Origin of the sequence: Hungatella hathewayi WAL-18680, from assembly GCF_000235505.1 — a bacterium.
GTDB lineage: Bacteria > Bacillota > Clostridia > Lachnospirales > Lachnospiraceae > Hungatella_A > Hungatella_A hathewayi_A.
Window position 1 is genome coordinate 534,106 of record NZ_JH379028.1, and the last position, 16,147, is coordinate 550,252.

Consider the following 16,147-nt stretch of genomic DNA (forward strand, 5'->3'; position numbering starts at 1 on the left):
ATAAATCTGATATGGTAAATATCACGGCTCCCCGGCCGCCATCTCCTCCTGGGCCTTCAACGCCGCCAGTCTCCTCTTATGCTGCCGCTTCACGTCCATCCTCTGCCGCATGGCCGACAGCACAAACAGCAGGATAACCGTAATCAGATACGGCATGGCCGCCAAAAACTGGGCGTCTGTGATATACAGCTTGGAGTAATTGGTCACCGCGTCCGCCAGACCGAACACCACGGAAATGAGGGCCGCTCCCACCGGTGACGCGTTGGCAATCGTGGCCGCCGCCATCCCGATAAAGCCCTTGCCGCCCGTCATTTCCCGGATAAACATGTTCTGATATCCCATGGACAAAAACATGCCGCCAAAGCTGGCAATCAGACCGGCAATCAGAAACGAAATCGTATAAATCTTACGCGGGCTGATTCCAACCGACTCCGCCGCCTGGGGATTCTGCCCCACCGAGCGGATGCGCAGTCCCAGCTTCGTCCGGAAAATCAAAAACCATACCGCAAAAATCATGATCCATCCGAGATACGTAAACCCGTTATGTCCCGAAAGCACCGCTCCCAAAAACGGGATATCCTTGATAATTGGGATCTGAATCTGGGGCATCTGAAGGGAGGCATAGTAGGCCGCCGTGTTGGCCTTGGAGCCGGTGGCCGCCCACATGACATAGATGGTGCCACCCATCAGCGCCGTATTCATGGCGATGGACATCAGATACAAATCCACCTTCATCACAAAGGTTGCAAAACACAAAAACAGCGTAATCAGCATGGAACTCAAGGCCCCAGCCAGAATCCCAAGCCACAGATTCTGACAGACCGCGCTGACAATCACGCCGGTCAGCGCGCTGGTCAGCATCATACTCTCCGCCGCCATGTTGAGAAGCCCGCCCTGCTGCGAGACCACCGCACAGAGAGCCACATACATTAACGGCGTGGAAATCCGGAGCGCCGAGAACAGAAAAGATTCAATCATTTCCAATGTCATGCCGCACTTCCTCCTTTCTTCGCTTCCTCTTCCTCGTAGGACAGTTTAAAGATAACCTTCTCCTTGGACTTCTGCAAAAAGCTCTGAGCCGCGATAAACAGAATCAGAATCGCCTGCATCATGTTGACGAACTCCACCGGAATGTTGGAGGACAGATTCAGGATAACCGCCGAGGTCCTGACATAGGCCAGCACAAACGCCGCCAGCGGGATAAACACCGGTTTCTTCCTGGCGATAACCGCCACAATCAGGGCGTCCATGCCGATGTTGGTCAGCACATTGTACTGATACCGTGTATACATGCCAAAGGCGTCCACACAGGCCGCCGCCCCGGCAAACACTCCGCCGATAAGCTGGGCCAGATACAGCGTTTTCTTCGTGTTAATCCCCGAATACTTGGCAAACATGCCGTTGGCGCCGCAGATACGGATTTTGGCTCCAATCCGCATTTTCCCAAACATCAGGCAGGCAATCACCCAACCGATGATGCTGATGAAAATGCCGGCGTGAAGGTTGGTCTTCGGTATCAGCTGGAAGAACCTGGCGTTGTCCGGATAGAGGGGGCTGCACAGAAAGCTCTGGGAGCGGTCCGCCAAAAACAGCTTCAGTATCCACATGGACAAAAACAGCAGCAGGTAATTCATAATGATGGACGTCACCATCTCGCTGGTGTCATATTTCTCACGCCCGTAGGCCGGAATCAGGGCCAGTACGCCGCCCACCACGCAGCAGACGATGAGAAGAACCGCTATCCCGATGATCCAGGGAAGACCGTCAAACATCCCGGAGCGGAACAGCACCAGACAGGCCACAATCGGCGCGAAGTTGATAATGCCTTCCCCGATTAAACTGAACCGCCCACAGCTGTAAATAAAGCACATGCCGCATCCCGACAGCACGTAGGGGATAAATTTCCCCATTAGCTGTCCGAACCGGCGGCTGTTAGTAAACGGTCCCACCACAAAGTTTTTGATAATATCCGCCGGCGACGTGTCCGACGTGATGACAATCAGCGCCAGCGTTACCACATAGGCAATCACCAGTCCCAGCACTACCCGCAGCAATTCATAGATAAACTCCACTCTCTGAACCTTTTTCAATACAGCTCACCCCTTTCCTCCGAGGTCATTTTCTTGATGCCTAGCATGTATTCCCCCAATATCTCGTCCGTCACCTTGGACACGTCCGTAAACTGGGCGCCAAACTCCCCGCCCCGCATCACAAGCAGGCGGTCGGACAGATTCAACACCTCATTCAAATCCGAGGAAATCAAAAGCACCGCAAACTTCTTCTCCCTGGTGTACCGGTGAAGCAGCTTGTGAATCAGCGCGGCCGTCCCCACGTCAATGCCTCTGGTGGGCTGGTTCGCGATAATTAAATTGGCCCCGCTGGTAAATTCCCTCGCCACTATCACCTTCTGGATATTGCCGCCGGACAGCATCCGCACCGGGCTGGCCTCCGAGTCGCAGGCAATCTCAAACTCCTCGATACACCCCTTCACATACTCGGACACCACCTTCTTATTCACAAACAGTCCCTTCACAAAGCTCTGGTTGTCCAGATAAATCGAGGCCAGGTTGTCATAGACCGACAAATCCGGCGCGCACCCGTAGGTCATCCGGTCCTCGGAAATGTGGGCCAGTCCCAAATCCCGGATTTTCCGGATATTCAGCCCCTTCGTGGTGGAGCCGTTGATCTCCACCTCCCCCTCCGCAATGGGGAGAAGTCCCGTGATCATCTCCGACAGTTCCGTCTGCCCGTTGCCCTCCACACCGGCAATCCCGACGATTTCCCCGGCCCGGATGCCGAAGGACACATCCTTCACCAGACATTTTCCCACATCATCCACGTAGGAGAGATTCCGCACCTTCAGCACCGTCTCCCCGCAGTCGGCTTCATTTCTCTCCACCTCACTGACCACGTCACGGCCCACAATCAGCTTGGACAGCTTCACTTCATCCATGTCCGCCCTGGCGATGGTTCCGCTGACCCTGCCGTGGCGGAGAACCGTGGCCGAGTCGCACAACTCCATAATCTCCTCCAGCTTGTGGGAAATGAAGATGATTCCGTAGTCGTGCTCCCGCAGTATCTTCAACTGCCGGAACAAATCCCTGGTCTCCTGGGGCGTCAGCACCGCCGTGGGTTCATCCAGAATCAGCACCTCCACGCCACGAATCAGCGCCTTCAAAAGCTCCACCTTTTGTTTTAACCCCACGCTCAAATCACGCACCAGGGCGTTGGGATCCACGGCCAGCTGGTATTTCTCCGACACCTCTTTCGTCATCTGAATGGCCTGTTTCCGGTCAAATATCTGGCCGTGTCCAGGCTCGATTCCAAGCACAATATTTTCCGCCACCGTTAAGTTTGGCACCAGCATGAAATGCTGGTGAACCATGCCAACTCCCTTGGCGATTGCGTCCAGCGGGTTGGCAATGTGGCATTCCTCCCCGCGGATAAAGATTTTTCCTTCCTGGCAGTTTTCAAGGCCGAACAGGATTTTCATCAGCGTCGTCTTGCCGGCTCCATTTTCCCCAATCAGCGCGTGAATCTCCCCCGCGTTGACTGAGAAAGAAATGTCCTTGTTGGCCATAAATCCGTTGCCGTATATCTTGGTGATTCCTTCCATTCTTAAAAGTTCTTTTGCCATAGCACCATCCACCTTTAAAAACAGGCCGCCACACACATCGGCGTGGCGGCCCGTGTCTTCAGAAACCGTTACTTATGATGACTAGTTAATCCGCGCGTCAGGATTATCCCTGAATTCCTTGAACTGATCATAATCATCAAAATCAAAATAGCTTGGAACCTTAATCTCACCGCTCTTAATCTTGTTCTCCACCTCTGTCAGCTGTTTCTGGACATCCTCCGGAGTCAGCTTGTGGTAGTTCTCATTGTAGGCAAGTCCCACGCCGCCGTCGGCCAGTGAGAATCTGTGGTTGCTCATCTCGCAGTTTTCTCCCGCCATCTGGTCAAATGCCGACACGATGGATTCCCGGATTTTCTTCTCCATGGAGGTCACCAAGTTCTCATAACCTTCCACGTCGGTGTTGCTGCTCTGGGAGAAGACGGAGTACTGGTCATAGTCAACACCCACCAGATATCTGCCGTTCTCTGTCCCTCCGGCTTCCGCACATGCCTTGGCCGCGCCCAGGCAGTAGGTTCCGGCAATGTTGTATACAATATCACAGTTGGCTCCGTAGAGAACCGAGGCGGTCTCATAGTCGCCCTGCACCGTGGAATCGGACAGATAGGCTACGGAATACTTGGTATTGCCGCCCATGTTGTCGTTAAAGTACTTCACGCCTGCCAGCCAGCCGGTCAGGAAATCGTTTAAGATTGGGGCGTCCTGGGAAGCCACGGCGCCAATCTGTCCCGTCTTGCTCATGAGACACTGGTACACCGCTGTCAGGAAGGAGCCCTCATCCTGGCGGAAGCTGATGCCGTAGCATCCCGGATAATTGCTCAAATCCAGGGTCGGGTTGGTATCATAGATGATAAACTTGGTGTCAAACTCATTGGCCTGGGCCAGAAGGTCATCCAGGATGTACCAGCTGGCGGTGATGCAGTAGTCGTAATCGCCGGTTTCCAGAGCGTCCAGAAGGCTGGTGGTTCTGACAGACGCGTCGTTGCTGCCCTCTACCAGCGTTAAGTCCAGTCCGTACTTCTCGGCAATGTCCTGGGATGCGAAATAGCCAAGGTCGTTGATTCCATAGTCACCGATGTTCTGGATGGCGAAGAATAACAGCTTTCCGCCTTCCTTGACACCGGCGGCCTCGGCCGCTTCCGTCACTGCGTCGGTTGCTTTGTCGCCCTGCGCCTCTGTCTTGGGCGCTTCGGTGCCGGCTGCCTCCGTTGCCTTGGTTCCGCCGCCACCGCATCCGGTCATAGATACCGCCATAGCCGCCGTCAAAAGTAATGCCGCGATTTTCTTCATGTTTCTCATGTTCTTCCTCCTTTTTGGTTGAATATATGATTCAGGCATGTTGCCATGCTGAAGTTCCTGTGGGTTGTAGTTCCTGGGCTTTGTAGTTCCCAGGGACTGCAGTTCCTGGGGTTACATTCCTGTACTGGAATCTCATAAAAGTTTATATACTCCGGACTTCCTTCATGTAGGCCGCGACGATGCTCTCATCTATGCCCTCTCCCCAGTTCTCACCCTCAAAGCATCGACCAACCAGGGCGCCGTCCGCATTTCTCAGACGGCTTCTGGCGCTTGCCACGTCGGTGCCGCCCCCCAGAATGATGGGGAGATCGGGGTAGGCCCCGCGGATATCCTGCTCCATCCGGTTGTTGATTTCCTCGTCCTTGCTCATGATTTCCACGGCATCGGCCCGCACCATGACGGCTGACGCCACACGGCTCAACAGGGCTTCCTTGTCGTAGCCGCCGTGGAAGTGGTAGCCGGCAATCTCCGCCAGCAGGTTCACCGATTCCGCGTCAATCTTCTTCCGGTACTCCAGCACCTTCAGCGGGTCCGCATTTATCACGCCGCCGAAGGGGGACGCCGTCTGGCCTACCAGGGCGGTGCATCTGGTGAAGTCCGCCTGCACGGATTTGGCCACGGCCAGCGACGGGGTGATGCAGTTCCACATCAGCTGGACGCCGATTTTGAAATCAGGGCCCACGGCCTTTTTTACCTCGCTGGCGATAACGGACAGACAGGCCGCCCGCACATAGTCACTGTCATCCCCGGTGGGATAGACCTTGTCCACCGTCTGAATCAGACAGCCGGATGCGCCTCCATTTTCCAGGGCTTTGGCGTCTTTGACGGCTTTTTTGATGGAGGCTTCATAGTCGCCCTCCTGGTAAAACGGGGTTCCTGGCATGGGGCGGAGGTGAATCAGCCCTAAAATCAATTTTTCATTGTTTGCATGCGCTTCTCGAAACATATTTTTTATCCCTCTCTTTCTTTGGTTGGTTATGTAGTTAAAATTAAAAATCATGTTATGCGTACAGGGCGTAGGTCAGGATGACAATGCCCACTGCATAGGCGCCGATTCCCAGGGCCAGATACAGTTTCGATTTCCGGATAGCCCCTTTATATTCCCCGTAAACCACTCCCCAGAGGTAGGTCCACAGGCTGCTTGTCTTCAGCAGCAGGTTGGACACCGGAGCGCTCAGGAGGGGCAGGGCGTATATCTGCATCAGGTTCCCGCCGTAGTGGCAGATTCCCGCTCCCAGCGCCATGAGGATCGGCAGCTTGTTGGGAGGAAGGATGGCCTGTCTCCACTGGTGATTCCTGGTGAGGGAGACCGCCGCGTAGCTCAGCGCGGCAAACAGGGAACCGATGGACAGCAGCAGCACACACAGCAGGGCCGGAAATCCGTTGGGATGAAGGTCCGATTTTGTCCCCAGCATGTAGGCCACCGAGTAACCCAGCATCAGCACATTGCTGAATATCAGCATCCGGTTCTGCTTCTTTAGGGAGCCCAGCTTCTCCGCCGTCACCTCCTGCTTCTGCTCCTTGATCACCCCTTCCTTGATCACGCTGGAATACTGTAAGATGGCGCTGGCTCCAATCAGCACCACCGCCGACAACAGAACCAGGAACAGGGAAACATTTTTCGACAGGCCGCCCACCACAAAGGTGAGAACCAGTCCCAGAATCGCCCCCACCGTTCCGGAGATGGCCTGGTTGGCTATCATGCCAAACTCCTTCATGTGAATCAGGGAGACAATCAGCCCGTAAGTCATGGCCGCGCCACCCAGACACACCCCGAAGGCCGCCAGCCCCTTGCCGGCTAGCTCCGCCCCGATTCCCGCCGGCATGTCCCGGACACCCAGCGCCTTGTTGGCTGCCAGAATGGTGAGGAAGCTGGAAATGTACAGCCACATGACAAACCCGGCCAGCGGGTAATCCCCCAGATGCTTCAGCGCCTGATACCAGAACGCAAACAGGAATGTGGCCGTCAGCGTGAGAAATATAGCAGTTCCAATCGTCAAATTCACATTTACCCCTCCCAGTTCATCCATCGCCCATGATGTTCGCAATGTTTGTAATTTCTTTTCTTTTGTTCGTAACTCCAATATTTTTTGTTTGTTTTGTATGTTTATCTTCCTACTTTTTCCATATTTTGTCAATATTTTACAACGATAATCATGAAATCATACATTTCGAACATTTTTATGTTTTTTTGTGAAATAATATCATACATCATGTCATTTTTTAATTTCGTATGATATACTTATGGTAATCTATGGGAATTAAGGAGGGGTGATATGGGAAATTTGTCGAGACTGGACCATATTATGAAGCTCTTGATGCAGCGGAAAAAGATATCTGTGGAGGAACTGGCGTCCATCCTGAACGTGACGCCCACCACCATCCGGCGGGACTTACTGGTCCTTGAGGAAAAGCACCAGATAACCAGAACCCGCGGCTATGCCCTGTTCAATGACGAATATCATGTTCAGTATAATGGACATTTGCGAACAGAATTGTTCTATGATGAGAAACAAAGAATCGCCAGCAAGGCGTTGGAGCTGGTTCATTCCCACTCTTCCATCTTTCTGGACTCGGGAACGACGGTGCTGGAATTTGCAAAAGAGCTGAATCAGCGCAGTGACTTTGAGGACATCAACATCGTGACAAACGCCATCGACATCGCCCAGGCCCTCTACAACAACAACCAGATATTCATGCCTGGCGGCGTTCTGCACCATTACAGCAAGGTTTTATTTGGAATCAACACTGCCTCCTACTTCAAGGACATCAATGCCGACATCGCGTTTATGGGGACCAACGGACTTCTCAACAGCCCCGGCCTGACCGTCTCCATCCCCCACTTCCTGGACATCAAAAAAAACATGATAAACTCCGCCACCAAAGTCGTAGGCATGGCCGATTCCTCAAAATTTATGTGTAATGGGATTTATACGTACTGTAATTACGAGGATTTGAATGTGCTGATCACGGTGAAGACCGAGGAGAATGAGGGGGCGCTGGAGCGGCTGGCGGGGAGGTATCCGGGGTTGGAGATTGTGTTGGCGTAAGTGGAAAGAGGGCGGTAATATTTTTTACCTCCCTCTTTCTTCATTACTTCATCATCATCACAATCAAATTAGGCAGCACCATAGCCATGGCCGCCGCATAGAGAAAATCCAGCCACATCATGGAGCCGACCGCTCCAAGATAGACCAGGCCAATCACTGGCGCTGTTATCACTTTGGCAAACAGGTTCACATCCGGATTTTTTAAAATGGACTGAACCATCACCTTCGCATCCCCGGTACTTGGAAAGGCATGCATCAATATGGAGATGCCAAGCCAGCCTAACAGCAGCGACATTACATTTTGATACACCCTAAACTGAAACAACTCAATCGCCGCAGGAAACACGATCAGCATCCCCAGCACCGTATTAACCAGAAACGGCCCCACCGATATCATAAAGGAAGCCAGGGGACGGTCCACAGGCTCGTGCGATACATAACCGCAGGGATTTTTCATCTGAAAATAAACCACATCGTATACCGGCACACGAAAGATTCTGCAAAATAACTGATGCGCAAATTCATGTACTATGACACCTGGAAACGTAACTGCCGCTACCAAAAATCCTGGTATGATAAGCATAATTCTACTCCTCCTTGTTTTCACAATCATTTCTTACCTGTCATCTGCCGACATAGTAATCATACAAACTGACATCGCCGTTTAAGTAAGTGGAAAAATCATCATCAAACTCTATCCCTTCGCCCTCAAACTGCGACAGTAAACTGTCCGCTTCTTCCTTCAGCCCACACTCCATCAATGCAATGACCAGAGTCTCCCTCACGAACATTTCATCAGGATTCAATTCAAACGCCTTGCGCACATCTGAAAGCCCGCTTTCCTTATCGCCTTCCAGCATTTTTAGGATTCCCATGGCACGCAGGGCCGCGGTATTATTCCTATCATTTTCCAAAACGGAAATGTAACACTCCCTGGCCCCTTCAAGGTCACCGATGCTCCTCCGGTATGTCCCCAGTTCCACCTCCGGAAATCCCAGCAGCGGGTCTGCTTTCACACTGGCTTCCAGATATTCCATACGATCTTTCTCATCCACCGCCAGCGAAGCCAGATAATAATAGAGCAGTCCCTTATCCAAATCCTCGCGTTCCGTCATATCCAGCAATTTTTCTCTCATCGCTTCAATGACTGCGTCCAGGTCCTCCTCTTTGACTTCCTGTCCCATTTCTTCACCGGCAGAGGCATACAACTGCTCTACCTGATCCTCCGTGTCATAATACCGGTTCAGCTTATCCGTATACCTCATCAACCTGGCATAAGTACTGTCATTTATTTCCTTCCCTACCAGATAGTTGTTCAATGCATAGGTCGCCACATCGTAGTATCCATGCTCCATGGCAATGTCCGTCATCGACACCGCAGCTGGAATGGAAGACGGATAGGATTCAAGCACCGTCTGAAGATTTAAAATAGCTGGATAAACATCTCCGCCATCCGCCTGCTCCTCCGCTTGAGAATACATCTGATACATCCGAATAATCCCCGGCGTCCTCGCCATCGCCACAATCACAAGAACCAGTACCAACACTGCCGCCAGAATCATTTTCTTCGGGAACGGATATTTTATCAGCTCCTCCCGGCATTCGGAACACAAAATGGAATTCTTGTTCTCACTGTAATCAATCTCTCTCAAACCACATTTCCTACAAGGCTCCCCCGGAAAATGCCACTGGTCAGTCTCCATATTTTCTCTTTCGTCCATAAACTTTTTCTCCCTCTTACTATTCAGTGGATACGTATAAACAGTTCATCCTCAACAATCCGAAGCGCCCGGAAGAATTGCCGGCACTCCAGATTATTGAGGATGAAAAATATTTCTTATAACAATCAATTAATTTTACGATAAAAGAACAGGAATTTCTTAAAATTCGCCCTGCGCTCTGCTCCTTCCGGGTGTCCCCAGGAATTCAGCATATCATAATAGTAGCAGGCCACACGGTAATTGCGCACGACGCCCAGGGAATTTTCCAGCGCGTCTCCCAGGTCCCAGAACAGCTGGCAGAGGTCTTCCTCCTGAAAATTGGAATAACCTGCCTGGGGCTGGCTGCTGCCGGAATTCGGATAATTGTAATTCAGCGCGTCATCCAGCATGGTATATCCTTTTCCCTCGCTCTTCGTCACGCCGATTCCGTATAACAGGCAGTGTCCCATATACATTTTGGCAATCTCGCTTTCCTGCTCCGCCGCTTTCTCAAACAGCGCGTAGGCGGCATCGCCATCCACTTCCACACCTTTTCCAAATAACAGACATTTCCCATACTCTGTCTGAGCCGCGGCATTTCCCTGCTCTGCCAGCTCCTTCATTTCTGCAATCTCCTCTTCGCTGCGCTCCACATGCCAGCTCATCAGTCCTGCATTTTCCATTTTCTTATCTCCTTTTTGACTTTTTCTTTTATATGTACTGTTCGGAACGGTAATGTTTTGGAAGGTTTCCAGACGCACTGCCACTTGCTCCAAACGGACATGCCATATACGTTTTGTCCCTTAAAAATTGGCGGACTTCTTTTACCTCACTTTTTCCAGCCATATAAATCTCCGCGTGGGACGCCGAACTCTGTTGAAAAAATGTATCGAAAAAATCTCCCAGAAGAAATGCTCCCGCATATTCCTCCCAGGAGTGATAAAAACGCTCCGCTATTCTCCCTGTCTCCATCAGCCTGGCAAGCTCCTCTTCGCCGGTCAGATACCCCGCAGCCGCTCCGTGTACCGCAAATACGGCCGCTTCCGCCAGCTCCCACGCATAAAGGGAGTCCCCCTGCCCTGGGAAACGGATACCATACTTTTCAAACAATGACTGCGCCTTCTCTATCATTTGAAAAAAGACATTCTGCCAGTCATCGTCCAGCTTCTGCTGTTTTAAAAATTCCCGTTTTTCTTCCATATCGGAAATCAAAAATATCGGTAACAGCGCATCATATTTTGCCGTTTTTTCTCCCAGATAACAGTGTTCAATATTCGAGATAAGCTGTTCCCTGCTCCCGATATTCCACTTTTTCTTCAATTCCTTCCGCATTTTTGCCTGCTTTTTCTCTGAAACCGTGCTGGAGCCCAATTCTTTATCGTATTCAAAATTGACCATCCGCAGCGGAGCCGCAAAAGCAAGGGCCCTCATCTCTTCCTTCTCCGCCAGTTTCTGGCCATCAGCCCCTCCGGCCACTTCCTCTTCTGCCGAGTCATTGGCAGGATATTCCCACGTTGCCGCCACAAACCCTTCCGGCAGTCCATCCACCGGAACTTCCGGAAGTTTCCGCTGCAGGAAACGCACCGCCTGCTCCAGATTCTCCTTTGAGGAAAAAGAAATCTCCAGCTTATTCACATCCCTGTCCGTCACCGTAAGTCTGTTCCGGTTCCAGCCCTCTTCCACCAACATCCGCTGTACCCGATTGAGCCGCATGGCCTCCTCACCCAGCATCCACTGTAACCCGATTCTAAGCTCCGTCCCAAATGCCTGCGACTCCCGCTCCATATCCGCGTCTATCAGTTCCAGCAATTCCGGCAGTTTCTCATAAGCCGCCGCCTGCCTCCTGACAGACCTTCCAAGCCTGGTCCTCCCTGGCGTCAGATGCAGCAGATAATAAATCAGCGCAATCAATCCATATGCGGCGGCCACGCCAAACATTCCCAGCAGAATGCCCTTCACAAGTATCTCATTGCCCTGGTCTTCCATTTTGTAAATCCAGTCTGCGAACACTTTTTTGAGACCAAAACTCTTCCCCCTGGTCCCCGCCCCGTTCAGGTAAACACCGACACTACAGTACGCGCAGATTGCAAAGATAATAAAAGATTCTATAATATGTATCACCGCATGTGAAATCTGACTTTTTAACTTCCTGGACGCCATGATATCCGTCGTCTGCCTTTCCTGTTACTGTTTTAATCATAATGTCTATATTATAAACTCATAACATGAAAATTGCAAACCCTATTAATACGATTTTGATAACACTTTGTCCATTTTCTTCTTTATCACCCATTAGTAATTCCCAGCCAATTCCCAAAACCGGCATTTTTCGCGGATTCATACACAGGCAGTAAAATATGTTCCAAATTAGAGCAGAATTCGTCCCTGCCTAATCCCGCTCTATAAAGTTTCATCCGCACATCATTGCTGTTTACATGATGCCTCTCGCATTTTTCAAATTCAGCGTGGACAGCGTCATATTTCCACATCATCTCATAAGAAAAATATTCCAATTCCCCCAAGGCCGGAAAATATTTCGCCCAGTTCGGCAGAGAGTTCCCTTTCTGGCTGTTTATGCTCACCGTCGTGGGGTGTAAATTCCAAAACTCGTCGTGGGCAACATAGGACCAAGGTACAAAATGGTCAATGGAAATCTCCTTCTCGGTCAGTTCCCTGTTAGAATATATTTCGCGCACAGGTCCCAATTTCATAAGCAGTTTCCAATATTTCATGATATCATTCAGCTTTCTGCTCAGCGGAGGATTCAGTTTCTCGATAATTCCGGGCACATCGGGATTTCTTCTTTGCAGATATATAATCAGATGATACTGTATCCATCCCTTCACAATTTCCTGGTTCTTGATAAGATAATCACACCACATCGGCTGCATCAATATGGTAGTCTTCATGCCAGCCAAATCGGAAATATAGTACATTAACAGTCTCTCTTTATTGATTTTCTCAATCTGCTTACTCTCCGAAACATCCCACGCCTTTTTCCCCACCATCTCTTCCATGAAGGCGGACTGGAGCCGGTACGGAACATGATTGGTGATCTTCCGCTTTAAGGAAGCCACTTTTTTATCACTGCATGAACTTAAAAAGTTTAAGATTGTTTCCTTCTTCTCATTCGTTTTCATTCCACTGATGTCGTGAATATAATGCACTAACAATTCCAAATTGTCCGAAGGACCCAGGTTCAACTTATATTCCGTCACCATATACCAGGAATCCGCAATCATTTCATTGACCAATTCGTCGTATGACAGTACCCGCCGGCCTTCCAGGACCTTGTTCACGATTGCCTGAAACCAGAATAATTTATAGGATTCGCTTTTTTTGTCAAAAATGTGAGATAGGGCTTCAACCTTTACATCTCCAGATTCAGAGTACGGTAAGTTCATCAGATATCCTCCGGTAATTTGCTGATAATTCTTTATAGAAACAGTGCCACAGATTCAGATTTATTTCATTCCTGTTCCGTGACACTGTCATCTTGTTTTTTTACATATTCGATTAAATCGGACACTTCACAATCCAGCATTTCACACAAGGTATTCAGGGTATTCAACGTCATTCCCCGGCCCCTCTTAATAGTGTGATATGTCGACTGGGAAAATCCCATTTTTACAAGTCTATATCCGGTTATTCCTTTTTTCTTCATTGTTTTAAACATTGGGTCAAAGCTAATCATCTATTTATCCTCTTTGACATACTCGATGATATCCGTTACTTCACAATCCAGTATTTCGCATAATGTGTTCAATGTATTTAATGACATTCCATGTCCACGCCTTATCGAATGATACGTCGATTCAGGAAGTCCCATTTTTACAAGCTTATACCCGGTTATTTCCTTTTTCTTCATTGTTTCAAACAAAGGCTTACAACTTATCATCCTTGTCTTCTCCTCTATACTGTATCTACTTGCATCTATTATAACTGGAATATATTGTATTCAGTAGATGTCATGTTATGCATGTTCTAATATCCACATGTGTTATTTTAAACAGGTGTTAAATTATGTAGATATTTACAGAGAATTATGTTATGATTTGTAGAGAGTATTTCTTGTTTTATATTTTTCTAAATGAATACGATGTTGAAAGGAACAGCTAAAATGAAAAAATCACTTATACCACTTTTATTATTGCTTAATCTACTTGCTATTTTCTTACATATGATTTGGAACGAACGACGTTTGGCTTTTCAAATCTTACAAAAAATTCATATGGAAACTGGTAGTGTTTTAAGAGAAATGGAATTGAAATGTTCTGATGTATTGAAGAATAAGGAAGAAATTTGATGATTATGCAATCAAATACCGCAGGAAGAGATTAATTAAGCATTATTCCCTTACTGCGGTAATCACTTTGCTACCTTTATGATTGATGCTGGTCAAATAAGATATCATCCTGCAATTTAATATCAAATATGGCCTCTTCTATTACTTTGACACATTCATCAGTATGATGTTTAATATCGCTCCCCCAGAATCTAATAACCGTCCATCCCTCAAATAATAATTGTTTATTTACTTCATCATCCCGCTCACGATTTCTCGAAATCTTGCTAAGCCAGTATGTACTATTATTACTTTTTTCCAATCTGGGTTTCAGTATTTCCCAATCCTTGCCATGAAAAAATTCTCCGTCGCAAAAAATTGCAATTTTATACTTCGTCAAAACGATATCTGGTTTCCCTGGTAATTTTTCATAATTTTTACGATACCGGTAACCTTTTTCCCAAAGAGCTTTGCGAAGCAGTACTTCAATTTTAGTATCCCGGTTTCGAATATGCTTCATATTCTTTTTTCGTTGTTCCTTTGTTAAATTATCCATAAACCATCAGTCTCCATCAGATATATTATCTATAAACTGAAACAACGCATATTGTCAAATAATATCATTCATCAAAACCTGTCTGTTTACACTAAAAATATCTTTTATCTTTTCGTGAGAATAAGGCTGTTTATTATGCTGCTCTACCATTTTTATAACATTCGTCACACTCATTGCTGAACCATTAACCCCTGTTGCATCAGCAATCGATTTAATTTGACTATCAATATGACTGCCAAATCCACCTGCAATATAAGAAAAGAATGCTAAAGCATTATTGGAAGAGCTGTATTTATTCATATTACCAATATAATTATGTACCATACGATTGTAATGGTCATTATTAATTGTATATTTGTGGTAAGCCTTATTGTCAATTATCGCCTGATATCCAGCACAGTCAGATATCAGCAAAACATCTGGTGTCAATCCAATCGGACCCACATGTTTTGTTTCAAATCCAAAAACATCCTGAAACAGCTCTGCTGTGGCCTTTTCAAACTCAGTCGCTTCATCACGCCCTTTAAATGCCATTTCAAAATATTTAGTCATGAAACCACCTATGGAACCATTCGGATATGTTTCAATCAAAATATTTTCTACTGTCTTATCATCAATCCCCGTCTGCTGAACGATATAATCAACTACTTGAGGCGTTATTTTTGTAATTGGCCTTTTTAGCGATTCAGCTATGTAAGCCTGCATTACTTTTTGCTTAGCGATTACTCTTGCCGTTATGGTCTGAGTCATGATAAGATTTCGATTATCTTTTTTATGTTTTGGGTCAATTCCATATTTTCGCTGAAAATATTCATGCTGTTCGGGTCTATCAATAAAATGAGGAATATCACTTAAAATTTTTTGGACTTCTACATATTTTTCATCAAGTATTGCCACTCTCCCGTCATCACGTTTTGCAAGCTGAGTATATTCCAGCCAATTTACGATTGTATTCGCTAAATCCATCAAATGGCTAAACGGATGGTCAGGATTAACTTCTCCCTTTGATGACTGATATTTTTCAAAGAAATCCACTTCGAGGCATGCATCTCCAAAATTTCTGTATTGTATAATTCGATTAACTATATAACTATAACATTTATCACTTTCGTTTTCAGCTTCCGTTACAACAATTTTGGCAATCTCTTCCTCGGTAAGATATTGTATCCTATCATCATTAAGTAATTTTAATAGGAACCGAAATGGCCTGATTTTAAACCGCTCTGCCACCTGTACTCCCCGCCCAATTGAAAAAGCTGATGGAAACTGATACTTTAATATCTGATTTGTCAACACTTCTACTGGAGAATCGCCATTCATGATTGCCTCTCCAGCTAAAGTCAATTTTATTTTCCCCGTAGCCTCCTGAGTAAAAATCAGCCCAAGGCTGACCAGCCACGCTTTGTATGTTCTCGCTCCTCCTCCTGTCTGGTCACGTCGTTCTCCTTTTCTTTTCAAACCAGCGGCTTCCAGTGCATTTTCATAGGCGAGATGAGAGTCTCTCTGCCCATCCCATTCTTGGTTAAGCAATAAATCTGTAAACGCCGCCAATACTTCTGGTATCGAATTAAGTTTCCTTTTCGGCCTTGTTACCCACCAATAATTAAGCATTAAATCACCCCT

The 16,147-nt window shown here is 47.8% G+C and carries 17 protein-coding genes; 2 read left to right on the top strand and 15 right to left on the bottom strand.

Going from position 1 to position 16,147, the window contains the following annotated elements:
• Positions 1-21 precede the first annotated feature (21 nt).
• The 6 genes from HMPREF9473_RS18245 to HMPREF9473_RS18270 form a co-directional block, all read right to left on the bottom strand.
• Positions 22-990 carry an ABC transporter permease gene (locus tag HMPREF9473_RS18245; protein ID WP_006781673.1) on the bottom strand — a complete coding sequence of 323 codons (969 nt, stop codon included), beginning with the start codon at positions 988-990 and terminating at the stop codon, positions 22-24.
• Positions 987-2,090 carry an ABC transporter permease gene (locus HMPREF9473_RS18250; protein WP_006781674.1) on the bottom strand — a complete coding sequence of 368 codons (1,104 nt, stop codon included), beginning with the start codon at positions 2,088-2,090 and terminating at the stop codon, positions 987-989. Before HMPREF9473_RS18250 ends, HMPREF9473_RS18245 begins: the two co-directional genes overlap by 4 nt.
• Positions 2,087-3,637, bottom strand: a complete 1,551-nt coding sequence (locus HMPREF9473_RS18255) for an ABC transporter ATP-binding protein (protein ID WP_006781675.1) — start codon at positions 3,635-3,637, stop codon at positions 2,087-2,089. Before HMPREF9473_RS18255 ends, HMPREF9473_RS18250 begins: the two co-directional genes overlap by 4 nt.
• An 81-nt stretch (positions 3,638-3,718) precedes the next feature.
• Complete coding sequence (locus tag HMPREF9473_RS18260; RefSeq protein WP_006781676.1) at positions 3,719-4,933, bottom strand: BMP family lipoprotein; 1,215 nt, start codon at positions 4,931-4,933, stop codon at positions 3,719-3,721.
• Positions 4,934-5,075: 142 nt separating this feature from the next.
• Positions 5,076-5,879, bottom strand: coding sequence for a BtpA/SgcQ family protein (locus tag HMPREF9473_RS18265; RefSeq protein ID WP_006781677.1), 804 nt, complete (start codon positions 5,877-5,879; stop codon positions 5,076-5,078).
• 55 nt (positions 5,880-5,934) lie between these two features.
• Complete coding sequence (locus tag HMPREF9473_RS18270; RefSeq protein WP_242830861.1) at positions 5,935-6,963, bottom strand: hypothetical protein; 1,029 nt, start codon at positions 6,961-6,963, stop codon at positions 5,935-5,937.
• 246 nt (positions 6,964-7,209) lie between these two features.
• Between HMPREF9473_RS18270 and HMPREF9473_RS18275 the strand changes: the two genes are divergently transcribed.
• Positions 7,210-7,983 carry a DeoR/GlpR family DNA-binding transcription regulator gene (locus HMPREF9473_RS18275; RefSeq protein ID WP_006781679.1) on the top strand — a complete coding sequence of 258 codons (774 nt, stop codon included), beginning with the start codon at positions 7,210-7,212 and terminating at the stop codon, positions 7,981-7,983.
• A gap of 43 nt (positions 7,984-8,026) precedes the next feature.
• Here the strand turns inward: HMPREF9473_RS18275 and HMPREF9473_RS18280 are convergent, their stop codons facing one another.
• The 7 genes from HMPREF9473_RS18280 to HMPREF9473_RS18310 all read right to left on the bottom strand — a co-directional run bounded on the left by HMPREF9473_RS18280 (position 8,027) and on the right by HMPREF9473_RS18310 (position 13,581).
• A complete protein-coding gene (locus HMPREF9473_RS18280; RefSeq protein ID WP_006781680.1) occupies positions 8,027-8,566 on the bottom strand; it encodes a metalloprotease family protein in 540 nt (179 codons plus the stop codon).
• 40 nt (positions 8,567-8,606) lie between these two features.
• On the bottom strand, positions 8,607-9,704 hold the full coding sequence (locus HMPREF9473_RS18285; protein WP_006781681.1) for a tetratricopeptide repeat protein: 1,098 nt from the start codon (positions 9,702-9,704) through the stop codon (positions 8,607-8,609).
• A 125-nt stretch (positions 9,705-9,829) separates the two neighbouring features.
• Positions 9,830-10,366: a tetratricopeptide repeat protein gene (locus HMPREF9473_RS18290; protein ID WP_006781682.1), complete on the bottom strand. Its 537-nt coding sequence runs from the start codon at positions 10,364-10,366 to the stop codon at positions 9,830-9,832.
• Positions 10,367-10,394: 28 nt separating this feature from the next.
• The gene (locus tag HMPREF9473_RS18295; RefSeq protein WP_006781683.1) at positions 10,395-11,843 is read right to left on the bottom strand and encodes a DUF1266 domain-containing protein; all 1,449 of its coding nucleotides are present in this window, start codon (positions 11,841-11,843) and stop codon (positions 10,395-10,397) included.
• Between the two features lie 125 nt (positions 11,844-11,968).
• Positions 11,969-12,982: an HNH endonuclease domain-containing protein gene (locus tag HMPREF9473_RS18300; RefSeq protein ID WP_242830862.1), complete on the bottom strand. Its 1,014-nt coding sequence runs from the start codon at positions 12,980-12,982 to the stop codon at positions 11,969-11,971.
• Positions 12,983-13,152: 170 nt separating this feature from the next.
• Complete coding sequence (locus HMPREF9473_RS18305) at positions 13,153-13,377, bottom strand: helix-turn-helix domain-containing protein (protein WP_006781685.1); 225 nt, start codon at positions 13,375-13,377, stop codon at positions 13,153-13,155.
• Positions 13,378-13,581, bottom strand: coding sequence for a helix-turn-helix domain-containing protein (locus HMPREF9473_RS18310; protein WP_006781686.1), 204 nt, complete (start codon positions 13,579-13,581; stop codon positions 13,378-13,380). It lies immediately after the preceding gene.
• A gap of 192 nt (positions 13,582-13,773) precedes the next feature.
• On the opposite strand from HMPREF9473_RS18310, the gene HMPREF9473_RS18315 reads away from it, so the two are divergent.
• Positions 13,774-13,989 carry a hypothetical protein gene (locus HMPREF9473_RS18315; RefSeq protein ID WP_034859619.1) on the top strand — a complete coding sequence of 72 codons (216 nt, stop codon included), beginning with the start codon at positions 13,774-13,776 and terminating at the stop codon, positions 13,987-13,989.
• Between the two features lie 76 nt (positions 13,990-14,065).
• Here the strand turns inward: HMPREF9473_RS18315 and HMPREF9473_RS18320 are convergent, their stop codons facing one another.
• Together HMPREF9473_RS18320 and HMPREF9473_RS18325 are read right to left on the bottom strand one after the other, a co-directional pair.
• Complete coding sequence (locus HMPREF9473_RS18320; RefSeq protein WP_006781687.1) at positions 14,066-14,524, bottom strand: very short patch repair endonuclease; 459 nt, start codon at positions 14,522-14,524, stop codon at positions 14,066-14,068.
• 54 nt (positions 14,525-14,578) lie between these two features.
• Complete coding sequence (locus HMPREF9473_RS18325; protein WP_006781688.1) at positions 14,579-16,135, bottom strand: restriction endonuclease FokI C-terminal domain-containing protein; 1,557 nt, start codon at positions 16,133-16,135, stop codon at positions 14,579-14,581.
• Between the last annotated feature and the right edge of the window lie 12 nt (positions 16,136-16,147).

Bases quoted from the DNA above. Each gene is read 5' to 3' on its own strand.
- HMPREF9473_RS18265 (WP_006781677.1), bottom strand. From the start codon at position 5,879: ATGTTTCGAGAAGCGCATGCAAACAATGAAAAATTGATTTTAGGGCTG.
- HMPREF9473_RS18285 (WP_006781681.1), bottom strand. From the start codon at position 9,704: ATGGACGAAAGAGAAAATATGGAGACTGACCAGTGGCATTTTCCGGGG.
- HMPREF9473_RS18270 (WP_242830861.1), bottom strand. From the start codon at position 6,963: ATGGATGAACTGGGAGGGGTAAATGTGAATTTGACGATTGGAACTGCT.
- HMPREF9473_RS18320 (WP_006781687.1), bottom strand. From the start codon at position 14,524: ATGGATAATTTAACAAAGGAACAACGAAAAAAGAATATGAAGCATATT.
- HMPREF9473_RS18310 (WP_006781686.1), bottom strand. From the start codon at position 13,581: ATGATAAGTTGTAAGCCTTTGTTTGAAACAATGAAGAAAAAGGAAATA.
- HMPREF9473_RS18280 (WP_006781680.1), bottom strand. From the start codon at position 8,566: ATGCTTATCATACCAGGATTTTTGGTAGCGGCAGTTACGTTTCCAGGT.
- HMPREF9473_RS18245 (WP_006781673.1), bottom strand. From the start codon at position 990: ATGACATTGGAAATGATTGAATCTTTTCTGTTCTCGGCGCTCCGGATT.
- HMPREF9473_RS18275 (WP_006781679.1), top strand. From the start codon at position 7,210: ATGGGAAATTTGTCGAGACTGGACCATATTATGAAGCTCTTGATGCAG.
- HMPREF9473_RS18315 (WP_034859619.1), top strand. From the start codon at position 13,774: ATGAATACGATGTTGAAAGGAACAGCTAAAATGAAAAAATCACTTATA.
- HMPREF9473_RS18295 (WP_006781683.1), bottom strand. From the start codon at position 11,843: ATGGCGTCCAGGAAGTTAAAAAGTCAGATTTCACATGCGGTGATACAT.
- HMPREF9473_RS18305 (WP_006781685.1), bottom strand. From the start codon at position 13,377: ATGATTAGCTTTGACCCAATGTTTAAAACAATGAAGAAAAAAGGAATA.
- HMPREF9473_RS18325 (WP_006781688.1), bottom strand. From the start codon at position 16,135: ATGCTTAATTATTGGTGGGTAACAAGGCCGAAAAGGAAACTTAATTCG.
- HMPREF9473_RS18260 (WP_006781676.1), bottom strand. From the start codon at position 4,933: ATGAGAAACATGAAGAAAATCGCGGCATTACTTTTGACGGCGGCTATG.
- HMPREF9473_RS18290 (WP_006781682.1), bottom strand. From the start codon at position 10,366: ATGGAAAATGCAGGACTGATGAGCTGGCATGTGGAGCGCAGCGAAGAG.
- HMPREF9473_RS18255 (WP_006781675.1), bottom strand. From the start codon at position 3,637: ATGGCAAAAGAACTTTTAAGAATGGAAGGAATCACCAAGATATACGGC.